Genomic DNA, 12,124 nt, shown 5'->3' with positions numbered 1-12,124 from the left:
CCCTCCCTACCCCTCCCGCGCTTCGCCCAGGGTCTTGAGCAGCCGTTCCCGCTCGGCCTCCTCCAGGCCGCAGGGCTCCAGGCCGGTGGGCCGGGTGAGGCGGCGGAAGCCGCCGCGGCGTTCCAGCCGGCCGCTGACCCGGACGGGAGTGCCGGCCAGGTGGGCCTCGACGGCGAGCCGGTAGGCGGGGTCGGCCAGCCGGACCTTGACCTCGTCGACCTCGGCGCCGCCGAGCACCCGCAGGCGCGCCGTGCCCGGTCCGGCCGGGTCGGCGCGCTTGAGACGGACGACGAGGCCGACCACCGTGACGGCGACCGCGGGCTCGATGCGTTCGAGCAGTTCGGCGGCCTCGGCGAGGGCGGGCAGGTCGCCGGGCGAGAACTCCAGGGCGATCCGGCGGTCGCCGAAGCCGCCGGGGGTGCCGGCGGCGGCCGACCAGGCGACGGTGAACCGGCCGGCGGTGGCGCCGCGGACGAGTTCCTGGACGGATTCGACCAGCTCCCGGCTGACGCCGGACTGGACGGCGTTCTCGAAGGCCTCGGCGCCGCCGCTGACCCGGCGGTAGTCGACGGCGTCGCGCAGCGCCTCCAGGGCGCGGACGAGGGTGGTGACGGCGGCCCGGCCCTCGGGGGCGGGGGTGTAGGCGGTGAGGCCGGGTCCGCCGCCGACGACCAGGACGCGGTCGAGGAAGTCGCCGGCCCAGCTGTCGAGGCGGGCGCCGAAGTAGGCGGCGCGGGTGCGGCCGGCCTTGGCCCCGGCGGCGAGCATGGTGCGCGCCGCCCGCTGGAGCCGTTCGGTGTCGTCCCAGGGGACGGTGCCCGGGGTGACGGTGCCGGGGGTGGCAGCGAGGTCGCGGCGCCACTGGAGTTCGTCGCCGGGCACGGCGAGCGCCAGCAGGATGGCGCGGGCGGAGGGGCTGGCGGAGCGGGAGAGCGCGGTGACGGCGTCGGTGAGCAGTTCGACGGCGTCGTCGAAGCCGTCGCCGGCGGGGACGAGCAGGCTGGTGCCGGGGTCGGTGCCGTCCGGGGGTGTCCAGCGTCCGTAGCGGGCGGAGGGTCCGCCGCGCCGGACCCAGCCGTGCCGGGCCAGCAGGGTGGCGAGCACGGCGGGGTCGACGGCGCCCGGGTCGGGCAGCGGCCCGGCCGGGGCCGGCTCGCCGGGCGCGGGGCGCGGCGGCCGGTACGGCAGTGGCCCGTGGGGCAGTGTCATGGTGCGGCTCCTCCCGGCCGGGCCGGGGCCGTCACGGGCTGCCGCCCGCGCCGACCCTGGCCATGATGTCGCACAGGGCGCGGTCGTCGAAGACCTTCGCGGTGGGGACCCGGACGTTGGTCCGGCGCTGTCCGGTGACCGGGTGCCCGGCCAGGTTGACCCAGTAGCAGCAGTGCCGCAGTTCCAGGGCGTCGGGCCGGGCGGTGAGCCAGCGGTCGACGTGCCGGGGCAGCAGCATGACGACCAGGATGCGGGGGACGGCGACCCGGGGCCGGGCGAGCTTCCGCAGGTGGTCGTTGTCGAGGGTGAAGCTGAAGTGGGCGCCGCGCGGGTCGGGGGCGATCTGCTGGGTGGCCTTCAGCTGGATCTTGATGGTGACCTCGTCGTCGACCTCGTGGGTGCGCGAGCCGTGGCTGACCTGCCAGTCGATGCCGTTGTCGGGGAACGGCTGGGAGAGCGAGCAGCCGGCCGCGGCGGCGACCGCGTGCAGGTAGCCGACCTGCAGGGTCTCCATGCAGGCGGTCACCGCCAGGTCGCCCCGCAGGACGGCCGCCGTCTCGTCGGGCTGCGGCTGGGTCAGCGCCATGGCCGGACTTCCTCCCCCTGTCCCCCCCACCTGTGGGCAGGGTGCCCGGCCGATGCCCCGTCAAACGGTTGAGGGGGCGTCAGGGGCGGGTATCACCGGGGCGGGACCGCGCAGTTTTCGAGGGGCAGTCATGCAGCAGCACTGGTTCACCGGCCCGCTCGCCTCCTTCGACACCGAGACCACCGGCGTGGACGTCGAGACCGATCGCATCGTCTCGGCCGCCCTGGTGGTCCAACCCGCCCCGGGCGCGGCTCCGGAGGCGGTCACCTGGCTGGCGGACCCGGGGGTGCCGATACCCGACGGGGCCCGGGCGGTGCACGGGATCAGCGACGAGCAGGTGCAGGCGTCCGGGCGGCCGGCGGGGGTGGTGGTGGCGGAGGTGGCCGCGGCCCTGGCAGAGCAGGCGCGGGCGGGGCGGCCGGTGGTGGTGATGAACGCGCCGTACGACCTGACGCTGCTGGACCGGGAGCTGAGGCGGCACCGGGGGGTGTCGCTGACCGAGGCGACGGGTCCGGCGGGGCTGCTGGTGCTGGATCCGCGGGTGCTGGACAAGCACGTGGACCGGTACCGGCGGGGCCGGCGGACGCTGACGGACCTGTGCGCGCACTACGGGGTGGAGCTGACGGGGGCGCATGACGCGGCGGCGGACGCGACGGCGGCGCTGGGGGTGGTCCGGACGATCGGCGCGCGGTACCCGGGGGCGTTGGGCGGGTTCTCGGTGGCGGAGCTGCATCTGCGTCAGGCGGTCTGGCACGCGGCGCAGGCCCGGGGGTTGCAGGCGTGGTTCGACCGGTCGGGGGCGGACGAGCGGGTGGACCTGTCCTGGCCGCTGCGGCCGGCCCGGTGCGGTTGCGGGCGGCGGCTGTCGGTGGAGCACGAGTGCGAGGTGGCGGCGTAGGAACGCCGCAGGCCCTGACCGGTTTCCTGGTCAGGGCCTGCGTGCTGTCCGGGTGGGCGATACTGGGATCGAACCAGTGACCCCTTCGGTGTGAACGAAGTGCTCTCCCGCTGAGCTAATCGCCCGGGCAACGAGATGAACTCTAGCACCATTCGGGGGGTGCCGTACAACTCGCTCGGGTTGTGGGGGCCGACACATCCGCAGAACTCCTGCTCGGTACGGAAGGTGACTGCGCCTCAGTACATTCCCGGGCACCGTTCGCCGGATTGCGGAAATACATGTGAGGCCCAGCCGATAATCGGCTGGGCCTCACATATCACAATGCATTCCGGTGGGCGATACTGGGATCGAACCAGTGACCCCTTCGGTGTGAACGAAGTGCTCTCCCGCTGAGCTAATCGCCCGGGTGCAGGGAAAACATTACCGCATCCCGGAGGGTGGTCCGAACACGCTCACCCCCGCCCCCCTCACCCGGACGGCCGACGGCCGGTCGGCTCAGTCCTCGTGGATCTTCCACGGCATGACCAGCCCGTACTTCCACAGGTACCAGCCGCCGATCGCGGCCATCACCGTCAGGCCGATCGCGGTGAGCGTGAGGTTGCGGCGGCGGACCTTCGGGTCCAGGGCCTTCTGGGCGGCCTCGGCCACCTTGCGGCGGGTCCAGCGCAGCGCCAGCTGGGCCCAGACGAACTCGGTCGCCCAGATGCCCATGCCGAGGAAGATCACCACCCAGCCGGGGCCGGGCAGCGGGAGCATGATCACGCCGAGCACCACGACCGCGAGGCCGATCAGGAAGACGGCCACCTGCCAGCTCAGGTGCAGCGGCCGGGAGCGGCGGATGAAGTGCGGGGCGCGCGAGCCGAGCGGCTTGCCGCCGTCCGCGTCCGTCCCCGGCTCCGGCTCCGCGCCCGGCTGCCCACCGTTCCCCGATCCGTTCGGCACCCCCGTGTCGTCCGGCACGACCGCATCCCCCGTTCCGGTGTTCCCGCCCGCGTCACCGCGTGCCTTGTCGCTTCGTACAGTCATGCCAGGAAACTAACCGAGAAGGGCGCGGGTAATCGTCCGGCGGGCAGTCTGTGGCGATTCCGCAATGCGCCGTAAGGGGTACGACTCGCGCCCGAATCGGGACAGAGGGGTTTACATCGGTCTTGGAGGTGGGATGGTCCGTTCGCCGACGTGCGATTCCCCGAGCGCACACTGAGCGAAAGGCCATGGCGCTTATGAACACCACGGTCAGCTGCGAGCTGCACCTGCGCCTCATCGTGTCCAGCGAGTCCTCACTGCCCGTCCCCGCGGGCCTGCGCTACGACACCGCCGACCCCTATGCCGTGCACGCCACGTTCCACACCGGCGCGGACGAGACCGTGGAGTGGGTGTTCGCCCGAGATCTCCTTGCGGAGGGGCTGCACCGACCCACCGGTACCGGCGACGTCCGGGTCTGGCCGTCGCGCAGCCACGGGCAAGGGGTGGTCTGCATCGCGCTGAGCTCTCCGGAAGGAGAAGCCCTGCTGGAGGCCCCGGCCCGGGCGCTTGAGTCGTTCCTCAAGCGGACGGACGCCGCCGTGCCCCCCGGCACCGAACACCGTCACTTCGACCTCGACCGGGAGCTGTCCCACATCCTCGCCGAAAGCTGACTTCCCGCCCGGAGGCGGTCGCACCCCGCTGTCGGCGGGGTCGTACCCCCTGCCGTCACCGCAGCCGTCCTACTCGGGGGCACGGCAGCAGACTCAGCCGCGCACGACGCGGTCTCGGGGCAGGTGATGAAACGGTTCCGCTCCCAACCGGAGCGGGTCCCCAGCACCGCACGCGCCCGGCACCGGAGCCGGCCATCCCACGGGTGGCCGGCCTCGCTGCCGGGCGCGGCCGTTCCCGCCCCGGATGCGCAAGGGTGCCCCTTCGGCCATGCCGCCGCGCCCGCCGTCCCGGACATCTCCGTACACACCGGCCGGATCCGTACACGCCTTCGATTGAAGCCGCCGCCGCACGTCGCACCACCCCGGTAAGGTCTGGGAATGACCCGTAGTCGCGGGGTGCCACCGGCCCCCTCCGCACGAGGAGCCTCCACGTGCTGATCACCCATGACACCGAGTGCGCGCTGAGCATCCTCGTCGAGCTGCTGAACACCGCGCCCGAGGTCTGCGGCACCGAGCTGCTGCCCGATGTGACGGCGCTGGACGCCTTCGTGGTCCGGCAGGAGATCAGCGAGGTCGACTCGCTGACCGAGGACGACCTGCACCGGGTGCACGCACTGCGGTCCCGGCTGCGCGAGGTCTTCGGGACGGAGTCCACGGCGGAGGCCGCCGAGCTGGTGAACGCGCTGGTCGCGGCGGCCGGCACGACGCCCCGGCTGACCAACCACGACCACCACGGGTGGCACATCCACTACTTCGCGCCGCACGCCGCGCTGGGCGACCACCTGGCCGCCGAGCTGGGCATGGCGCTGGCCTTCATCCTGACCGCGGGCGAGCGGGAACGGCTGCGGCGCTGCGAGGCGCCGGACTGCGCACGGGTCTTCGTCGACCTGTCGCGCAACCGCTCGCGCCGCTACTGCGACAGCCGGACCTGCGGGAACCGGCTGCACGTGGCGGCCTACCGGGCCCGTCAGCGGTCGGCCGAGACGGTGCCCAGTACGACGTAAGGGCCCGCGGGCGGGCCCGGGTCAGATGCCGCGGCGGCGCAGGATCTCCTCGATGTCGGCGAAGTCGCCGAGGCCGTCGTCGGACTTGCCCTTCTTGGCCGGACCGGCCGGCTTGGCGTCCTTGGCCGGTTTCGGGGCCTGCGCGGCGCCCGGGGTGCCGCTGAGGGCCGGGCGGGCGGGGCCGGGGCCGGTGGCCGCGGGGCGGGTCCCGCCGTCCGTGACGGCGCCGCGGCGGCCCGCCCAGCGGGTGGCGACCAGCAGTCCGGCCGAGACGGCCAGCAGGACGATGCCGGTCCAGACCCGGGGGTCGAACACCAGCTTCGTCGCCCAGTCGGCGAGCTCGCCGCCGATCGTCCGGGCCACCGGGAAGAGCCCGGTCAGGTAGAGGCCGGCGGGCAGCAGCGCGACGGCGAGCCAGCGGGTGGCGGACCGGAGGCGCCGGCGGCGGGCGCGCAGGCCGGCCACGGCCAGCCCGGCCGCCGTGAGCGCGAAGCTGACCGCCGCCGTCAGCACGGCCGGCTCCCGTCGCCGGGTGCTGCCGTGCCAGTCGGACTGATCATCTCGTCGGACCTCCCGTCGCGCCGGTCTGGCCGGGCCCGGCCGCCGGAACGGCACGGTGCCCACTAGTGGAACACTGAGGGCATGATCGAAGGTTCCCTCCCCCGTCTCGAGTTCTGGTGCGAGCTCCAGTGCCCGGACTGCCGCACCGCCCTGGACGACGTCCGACAGCTGCGCGCCCGGTACGGCGACGCGCTCCCGATCGAGCTGCGGCACTTCCCGCTGGAGAAGCACAAGCACGCCTACGCCGCGGCCGAGGCCGCCGAGGAGGCGTTCGCCCAGGGCCTCGGCTGGCCGTTCGTCGAGGCGCTGCTGGCCCGGGTCGAGGACCTGGCGGCGCGCGGCACCGAGGTGCTGCTGGAGGTGGCCCGGGAGGTCGGGGTGGACGCCGAGGAGGTGGACACCGCGCTGGTGGACGGGCGGCACATGCTGGTCGTGGACTCCGACCAGGCGGAGGGCAAGGCGATCGGCGTGAAGGGCACGCCGACGTACCTGATCGCCGGGCAGAAGCTGGACGGCGGGCAGAGCCAGGACGGTCTGCTGGACCGGATCATCGCCATCGTCGAGGCGGCGAAGGCCTCCTGACGACCGGTCACCGGACGCCGGGTCAGATCAGCGGCTTGCCGTAGACCCGGTTGGTGACCCGGTAGCCGAGCGACTCGTAGAGGCGGATCGCGACCTCGTTGCCGCTGAAGACGTTCAGCCCGAGGTCGCGGACGCCCGCGAGCCGGCACTCCTGCTCGGCGACCCGCATCAGCGCCCGGCCGTGGCCGCGGCCCCGGTGGGCCTCGGCCACCTCGACCACCATGACCCAGGCGAGCGGGGCGCCGCCGGGCAGGTCGCGGATCCGCAGGGCCAGCCAGAGCGAACCGAGCGGGTCCCCCTCCCCCGCCGCCTCCCCCGCCCCGTAGAGGCGGCGCAGCGCGACGCCGGGGGTGTCCGCGCCCTGCGGCAGCAGGTGGGTGTGGTCGGCGTCGGACTTGGCCCGGGCCTGTTCCTCGCCGAGGCCGGAGGCCAGCAGGTCCTTCAGGTAGCCCTGCTTGGCCTCGGCGAGCCAGGCCGGGAACTCCCGGGCGTCGATCGGGCGGGCGGTGACGCCGGGCGGCAGGGCGGGCGGCTCGGCGAGCTCCTTGGCCATGTTCCGCATCCGCTCGCGGTAGCCGAGGGTGGCCGCGAGCGAGCGGGCGACCTGCGCGGTCTCGGGGATATCGGCGTCCACCCGGGTGCAGCCCCAGCCGCGCAGCACCTCCTCGGCGGCCAGTGCGCCGATCGTCCCGCGCCCCCGGCCGCGCCCGTTGCTGATCTCCAACTCGGATATCTCGCCCCAGAGTTGGTCGCCGCGCGGCACGGCAGTGGTGCGCAGGCCGCCGACCGGGCGGCCGTTGACGCAGATCTGCCAGCGTCTGGTCCGGCCGCCGGCCGGGGTGGGGGTCTGCGGGCTCTCGGGGCGCAGGGTGGTGGTCATGTGGGGTCCCTTTCCCCGCCGTCCGGGTGTTCTACCGGCTCCGGGTCCGGCGGGGGTGCGGGGCTGCGGGGACCGGGGGCTCAGGGGTCGAGGTCGTCGCCGCTGCGCTCGGTGAAGACGGCCATCGCCTTGGCGGTGACCGGGCCGGGGCCGGGGAGTTCGCGGTCGTCGACCCGGGTGACGGCCTGGACGTCGCGCAGGGTGGAGGTCAGGAAGATCTCCTCGGCGTCCCGCAGCGCGTCGAGCGGCAGGTCGGCCTCCTCGGCGCCGCACCAGTCGACGACGAGCTGCCGGGTGATGCCGGCCAGGCAGCCGGAGCTGAGCGGCGGGGTGAGCAGGCGCCCGTCGAGGACCACGAAGACGTTGGAGCCGGTGCCCTCGCAGAGCCGGCCGGCGGTGTTGGCGAGCAGCGCCTCGGAGGCGCCGGCCCGGTGGGCGGCGGCGAGGGCGACGACGTTCTCGGCGTACGAGGTGGTCTTGAGCCCGGCGACGGCGCTGTGCTCGTTGCGGCGCCAGGGGACGACGGCGACGGCGGTGGTGTCCGGGCGGCGGGCGGCGGTGCCGAGGGAGGCGACCAGGGTGGGGGTGTCGTCGCCGCGCTCGGAGCCGAGCGGCGAGCGGCCGCCGGTGTAGGTGAGGCGCAGCCGGCCGAGCGGCATCGGGTTGGCGGCGAGGACCTCGGCGCAGGCTTCCCGGACCAGGTCGTGGTCGGGGTCGGGCAGGCCGAGGCCGCGGGCGGAGCGGGTGAGCCGGTCGAGGTGGCGGGTGAGCGCGAAGGCCCGGCCGTCGACGGCCTTCATGGTCTCGAAGACGCCGTCGCCGGTGGTGAGTCCGTGGTCGAGGACGGACAGTGCCGGGTGCGTGGAGTCGACGAGGGTGCCGTTGACCCAGCTGGTGGTCGGATGGTGCATCGAGGGGTGCTCCTCGGGGACGGGGCGTGGGCGGGCCGGGCCGGCCGGGGTCCGGTGGCGGCGGGCGCGCTCAGTCGGTGTCGGGGTGGCTTTCGGCACCCGACGCTATCGCGACCAGGCGGGCGGCCTTCAGCTCGGTTTCCGCCCATTCGCGGTCGGGGTCGGAGCCCCAGGTGATGCCGGCGCCGGTGCCGAAGCGCAGTTCGGGTGCGTCCGGGTCGGTCCGGTCGATCCAGAACGTGCGGATGCCGACGGCGAGTTCGGCTTCGCCGCGGTCGGCGTCGACCCAGCCGACGGCGCCGCAGTAGGGGCCGCGCGGGGCGGTCTCCAGGGCTTCGATGATCCGCAGGGCGCTGGCCTTGGGGGCGCCGGTGACGGAGCCGGGCGGGAAGGTGGCGGCGAGCAGTTCGGGCCAGCCGGCGTCCGCGCGCAGCTCGCCCTCGACGGTGGAGACCAGGTGGACCAGGCCGGGGTGCTTCTCGACGGCGCACAGGTCGGGCACGGTGACGGTGCCGGTCTCGCAGACCCGGCCGAGGTCGTTGCGGACCAGGTCGACGATCATCACGTTCTCCGCGTGGTCCTTGTCGAGCAGGTCGTGCTCGGTGCGGCCGGTGCCCTTGATCGGGCCGGAGGAGACGGTGCGGCCGCGGCGGCGCAGGTAGAGCTCGGGTGAGGCGGTGGCGATCTCGACGCCGTGGCCGGGCAGCCGGATGGTGCCGGCGTAGGGGGCGGGGTTGCCGTGGGCGAGGAGTCCGGTGAGCGCGTCGATGTCGGTGCGGGCCGGGTCGGGCAGCGGCGCGGAGAGCACCCGGCAGAGGTTGGCCTGGTAGACCTCGCCGGCCGCGATGTGTTCGCGGACGCGGCGCACGCCCGCGGTGTAGGCGGCGCGGTCGAGGGAGCTGTGCCAGCTGTCGGCGGCCGGTCCGTGCCAGCCGGCGCCGGAGGGCGGCGCGGGGGCGGGGCGGACGTCGTCGAAGCGGGCGCAGGTGAGCCGGCCCTCGAAGTCGTGGGCGACGGCCCACCAGCCGGTGGAGTCCAGGGCGGCCGGGTCCGAGGTGACGTCGCGCAGCCCGGTCGCGAGGCGGCCGCCGAAGCGGGCGAGGGGGCGGTGGGGGACGGGGTGGCCGGACACGGTTCTCCTGCACGGGGGCTTGCTCGGTCGCGCTGCCTGAAGTGGTCGCGGTGCCGGAAGTGAGCGGTTGCGGTGCCTGAAGTGTAGGTCGGGGGGTGTGAGCAGAGTCGGGCGTCACCCCGGCGTACGCCGGGTGACCTGCGGGTGTCACTCAGGGTGTTCCGTTGCCCCCGGTACGCCCGTCCGGGTCGGCCCGGGCGGGGGTGATTCGGGGCCGTCCAGTGGACACGCGGGGGGCACGCTGCGGGAACGGATTTTTAGCTGGCCCGGGAATCCGCTAGAGTTCAACACGTCGCCAGGGAGCGCAGCCGAGAAAAACGGTGAAGATCCCGGGAGACAGGCGGACGTGGCTCAGTTGGTAGAGCATCACCTTGCCAAGGTGAGGGTCGCGAGTTCGAATCTCGTCGTCCGCTCGACGTAGGACAGTGTAAGATCGTCCTTCGTGTGTTGCCTGGTGGAGTGGCCGAGAGGCGAGGCAACGGCCTGCAAAGCCGTCTACACGGGTTCAAATCCCGTCTCCACCTCCAAGAGGATCACCCGGTTCCGCCGGGTGACCTCCCCGCGCGATTAGCTCAGCGGGAGAGCACTACCTTGACACGGTAGGGGTCACTGGTTCAATCCCAGTATCGCGCACCTCACCCGGCCCTGCCGGGAGATCACCCCGCGCGATTAGCTCAGCGGGAGAGCACTACCTTGACACGGTAGGGGTCACTGGTTCAATCCCAGTATCGCGCACGTCGGATCCTTCGGGATCTGCTGCAGGAACGCCAACACCAGGCGCGATTAGCTCAGCGGGAGAGCACTACCTTGACACGGTAGGGGTCACTGGTTCAATCCCAGTATCGCGCACCACAACGGCCGGGGCCGCGACTCTTCAGGAGTCGCGGCCCCGGTCGTTTTCGCGTCGTTGCGCAGCTTGAGAAGAGAAGAGCCGCGTACGGTCGCCCTCACCGACGTCCGTACGCGGCGTCTCCGCCTGCCGGGGTGCTCTGCGCACCGCTCTCGCCCGTCCGCGTGTCATCGCGGTCCGCGGCCTCCCCGGCGGCACTGGCTCCCCGTCCCCAGGGGATCAGTGCCCGTCTGTGTGCCCTCAGTGGCCGATCATCTCGGCCACCGTCTGGGCCTGGCTCGCCATCTGCTCCCAGCCGCCGAACAGCATCGCCAGCAGCACCGCGCAGGGCAGCGCCATGGCCACCGCGACCGCCGGGTGCCTGGTCGGCTCCGCGGCCTGCGGCTGGGTGAAGGCCGGCCGACGGCGGCGGGAGCCGGATCCCGTGAGCTGCGCTGCCATGCCCTGACTCCTGGTTCGTGAACTCGGCCGGTGTGCGGAAGTGGACGCGGTGGACGGCTTACCTCGGGGGACGAGCTCCCCGTCCACCGCTGAGCACAACGCTATGGCCCGAGGGGGTCCGGGGACGTCATGCCGTCGTACTGTTCTCCGGGCCTCCCGGAGGATGACGATCCGACCTACGGACTACTACCGCAGGGGGAGGGACCTTCTCCCCCACCCCCGGGGGAACCCTGAGAGGGGACCCCGAGAAACGATTCGGCAACCCGCCACCCCGATGTCAGTCCAAGATCGGACAATCGGACGGTGGCTACAGGTGTTGCGTATCAGCACACCGCAGCGGCCAGTCCGTAAGCTGTGCCGGACAGGAACTGACGACGCCCCATCCGACGGGGCCTCACCCACAGTCTGACGGGGAAACGAAGATGGCGATGATGCGGCTGAGGCGTGAGGACCCCCGCATCGTCGGGCCGTACCGCCTGCACCGGCGGCTGGGAGCCGGCGGCATGGGCGTGGTCTACCTCGGGTCGGACCGCCGGGGGCAGCGGGTCGCGCTCAAGCTGATCCGGGCTGAGCTGGCCGAGGACGTCGAGTTCCGCACCCGCTTCGCCCGTGAGATCGCCGCCGCGTCCAAGATCCGGGGCGGCTGCACCGCCCGGGTCATGGGCTCCGACATCGAGGCCGACCGGCCCTGGCTGGCCACCGCGTACGTCCCCGGGCCGTCGCTGTACAAGCGGGTCGGCGACGAGGGGCCGCTCAGCTGGCCCGAGGCCGCCCGGATCGGGGCCGCGCTGGCCGACGGGCTGGTCAAGGTGCACGAGGCCGGGGTCGTCCACCGCGACCTCAAGCCGTCCAACATCCTGCTGTCGCCGCGCGGTCCGCGCATCATCGACTTCGGGATCGCCTGGTCGCGCGGGGCCAGCACGCTCACCCACGTCGGCACCGCCGTCGGCTCCCCCGGCTTCCTCGCCCCCGAGCAGGTCCGGGGGGCCGCCGTCACGCCCGCGACCGACGTCTTCGCGTTCGGCGCCACCCTGGCGTACGCGCTCACCGGTGACACCCCGTTCGGTTCCGGGGCCTCCTCGGAGGTCATGCTCTACCGCGTCGTGCACGAGGAGCCGGACCTGTCGGCGGTGCCGCCGCCGCTGGCGCCGCTGATCGGGGCCTGCCTGGCCAAGGAGCCCGGCGAGCGGCCCGGCGCGGCCGCCCTGCACGAGCGGCTCAGCGAGCTGGCCGTGCGCGGGGCTTCCGGGGCGGCGAGCGCTCCGTCCGGCGGCGCGGGCGGCTCCGGCGGGCCGTTCGGCCGGGGGCGCGGCGCGGCGGCCGGGCGGGGCCCCGAGGGGCGGCCCGGTGCCGGTGCGGCGCCCCGTCCCGGTGCTCCCGCACACCCGGCGCACCCCGCGGTCGGCGCGCCGTCGGTGCCGTCGGCCTCCGCCGCC

Annotated in this window: 13 protein-coding genes and 7 tRNA genes; 10 read left to right on the top strand and 10 right to left on the bottom strand. The window is 73.8% G+C overall.

The annotated features are described in order from the left end of the window. Positions 1-6: 6 nt before the first annotated feature. Positions 7-1,209, bottom strand: coding sequence for a hypothetical protein (locus AB0N76_RS32405; RefSeq protein WP_363563297.1), 1,203 nt, complete (start codon positions 1,207-1,209; stop codon positions 7-9). A gap of 31 nt (positions 1,210-1,240) precedes the next feature. Then, entirely contained in the window at positions 1,241-1,795 is a 555-nt protein-coding gene (locus tag AB0N76_RS32400) for a DUF4365 domain-containing protein (RefSeq protein ID WP_363563295.1), read from the bottom strand. A 130-nt stretch (positions 1,796-1,925) separates the two neighbouring features. Between AB0N76_RS32400 and AB0N76_RS32395 the strand changes: the two genes are divergently transcribed. Next, positions 1,926-2,693: an exonuclease domain-containing protein gene (locus tag AB0N76_RS32395; protein WP_363563293.1), complete on the top strand. Its 768-nt coding sequence runs from the start codon at positions 1,926-1,928 to the stop codon at positions 2,691-2,693. Between the two features lie 53 nt (positions 2,694-2,746). On the opposite strand, the gene AB0N76_RS32390 is transcribed toward AB0N76_RS32395, so the two are convergent. From AB0N76_RS32390 to AB0N76_RS32380, 3 genes are all read right to left on the bottom strand, one after another. Then, a tRNA-Val gene (locus AB0N76_RS32390) sits at positions 2,747-2,818 on the bottom strand. Positions 2,819-3,025: 207 nt separating this feature from the next. Further along, positions 3,026-3,097, bottom strand: a tRNA-Val gene (locus AB0N76_RS32385). Positions 3,098-3,188: 91 nt separating this feature from the next. Continuing rightward, positions 3,189-3,653, bottom strand: a complete 465-nt coding sequence (locus tag AB0N76_RS32380) for a TIGR02611 family protein (RefSeq protein ID WP_363563291.1) — start codon at positions 3,651-3,653, stop codon at positions 3,189-3,191. Between the two features lie 260 nt (positions 3,654-3,913). On the opposite strand from AB0N76_RS32380, the gene AB0N76_RS32375 reads away from it, so the two are divergent. Continuing rightward, positions 3,914-4,327, top strand: a complete 414-nt coding sequence (locus AB0N76_RS32375; RefSeq protein WP_030056266.1) for an SsgA family sporulation/cell division regulator — start codon at positions 3,914-3,916, stop codon at positions 4,325-4,327. A gap of 431 nt (positions 4,328-4,758) precedes the next feature. Then, a complete protein-coding gene (locus tag AB0N76_RS32370) occupies positions 4,759-5,331 on the top strand; it encodes a CGNR zinc finger domain-containing protein (RefSeq protein WP_363563289.1) in 573 nt (190 codons plus the stop codon). A gap of 21 nt (positions 5,332-5,352) precedes the next feature. On the opposite strand, the gene AB0N76_RS32365 is transcribed toward AB0N76_RS32370, so the two are convergent. Then, positions 5,353-5,844 carry a hypothetical protein gene (locus tag AB0N76_RS32365; protein ID WP_363563287.1) on the bottom strand — a complete coding sequence of 164 codons (492 nt, stop codon included), beginning with the start codon at positions 5,842-5,844 and terminating at the stop codon, positions 5,353-5,355. 129 nt (positions 5,845-5,973) lie between these two features. On the opposite strand from AB0N76_RS32365, the gene AB0N76_RS32360 reads away from it, so the two are divergent. Then, positions 5,974-6,474: a DsbA family protein gene (locus AB0N76_RS32360; protein WP_363563285.1), complete on the top strand. Its 501-nt coding sequence runs from the start codon at positions 5,974-5,976 to the stop codon at positions 6,472-6,474. A gap of 22 nt (positions 6,475-6,496) precedes the next feature. On the opposite strand, the gene AB0N76_RS32355 is transcribed toward AB0N76_RS32360, so the two are convergent. The 3 genes from AB0N76_RS32355 to AB0N76_RS32345 all read right to left on the bottom strand — a co-directional run bounded on the left by AB0N76_RS32355 (position 6,497) and on the right by AB0N76_RS32345 (position 9,397). Next, positions 6,497-7,354, bottom strand: coding sequence for a GNAT family N-acetyltransferase (locus AB0N76_RS32355; RefSeq protein ID WP_363563283.1), 858 nt, complete (start codon positions 7,352-7,354; stop codon positions 6,497-6,499). A gap of 80 nt (positions 7,355-7,434) precedes the next feature. Next, positions 7,435-8,265 (bottom strand): aminodeoxychorismate lyase, encoded by an 831-nt coding sequence (locus tag AB0N76_RS32350; RefSeq protein WP_363563281.1) that lies wholly within the window; start codon positions 8,263-8,265, stop codon positions 7,435-7,437. A 70-nt stretch (positions 8,266-8,335) separates the two neighbouring features. After that, positions 8,336-9,397: a chorismate-binding protein gene (locus tag AB0N76_RS32345; RefSeq protein ID WP_363563279.1), complete on the bottom strand. Its 1,062-nt coding sequence runs from the start codon at positions 9,395-9,397 to the stop codon at positions 8,336-8,338. 340 nt (positions 9,398-9,737) lie between these two features. Between AB0N76_RS32345 and AB0N76_RS32340 the strand changes: the two genes are divergently transcribed. The 5 genes from AB0N76_RS32340 to AB0N76_RS32320 all read left to right on the top strand — a co-directional run bounded on the left by AB0N76_RS32340 (position 9,738) and on the right by AB0N76_RS32320 (position 10,249). Further along, positions 9,738-9,810: transfer RNA gene (locus AB0N76_RS32340), tRNA-Gly, on the top strand. 40 nt (positions 9,811-9,850) lie between these two features. Next, positions 9,851-9,924: transfer RNA gene (locus tag AB0N76_RS32335), tRNA-Cys, on the top strand. Between the two features lie 34 nt (positions 9,925-9,958). Then, positions 9,959-10,030 (top strand) — tRNA-Val (locus AB0N76_RS32330). Positions 10,031-10,060: 30 nt separating this feature from the next. Next, positions 10,061-10,132: transfer RNA gene (locus AB0N76_RS32325), tRNA-Val, on the top strand. Between the two features lie 42 nt (positions 10,133-10,174). Next, positions 10,175-10,249 (top strand) — tRNA-Val (locus AB0N76_RS32320). Between the two features lie 238 nt (positions 10,250-10,487). Here the strand turns inward: AB0N76_RS32320 and AB0N76_RS32315 are convergent. Then, positions 10,488-10,688, bottom strand: coding sequence for a hypothetical protein (locus AB0N76_RS32315; RefSeq protein ID WP_363563277.1), 201 nt, complete (start codon positions 10,686-10,688; stop codon positions 10,488-10,490). Between the two features lie 422 nt (positions 10,689-11,110). Here AB0N76_RS32315 and AB0N76_RS32310 point away from each other — a divergent pair. Continuing rightward, a partial coding sequence (locus tag AB0N76_RS32310) for a serine/threonine-protein kinase (protein WP_363563275.1) occupies positions 11,111-12,124 on the top strand: 1,014 nt, incomplete at its 3' end.

It is taken from the genome of Kitasatospora sp. NPDC093806, assembly GCF_040683335.1.
In the GTDB taxonomy this organism is placed as follows: domain Bacteria; phylum Actinomycetota; class Actinomycetes; order Streptomycetales; family Streptomycetaceae; genus Kitasatospora.
The sequence above is the reverse complement of the archived record's forward strand: the minus strand, read 5'-3'. Positions and strand labels throughout refer to the sequence as shown.

Coding starts and splice junctions, on each gene's coding strand:
- AB0N76_RS32395 (WP_363563293.1), top strand. CDS start 1,926: ATGCAGCAGCACTGGTTCACCGGCCCGCTCGCCTCCTTCGACACCGAG.
- AB0N76_RS32400 (WP_363563295.1), bottom strand. CDS start 1,795: ATGGCGCTGACCCAGCCGCAGCCCGACGAGACGGCGGCCGTCCTGCGG.
- AB0N76_RS32360 (WP_363563285.1), top strand. CDS start 5,974: ATGATCGAAGGTTCCCTCCCCCGTCTCGAGTTCTGGTGCGAGCTCCAG.
- AB0N76_RS32355 (WP_363563283.1), bottom strand. CDS start 7,354: ATGACCACCACCCTGCGCCCCGAGAGCCCGCAGACCCCCACCCCGGCC.
- AB0N76_RS32350 (WP_363563281.1), bottom strand. CDS start 8,265: ATGCACCATCCGACCACCAGCTGGGTCAACGGCACCCTCGTCGACTCC.
- AB0N76_RS32405 (WP_363563297.1), bottom strand. CDS start 1,209: ATGACACTGCCCCACGGGCCACTGCCGTACCGGCCGCCGCGCCCCGCG.
- AB0N76_RS32315 (WP_363563277.1), bottom strand. CDS start 10,688: ATGGCAGCGCAGCTCACGGGATCCGGCTCCCGCCGCCGTCGGCCGGCC.
- AB0N76_RS32375 (WP_030056266.1), top strand. CDS start 3,914: ATGAACACCACGGTCAGCTGCGAGCTGCACCTGCGCCTCATCGTGTCC.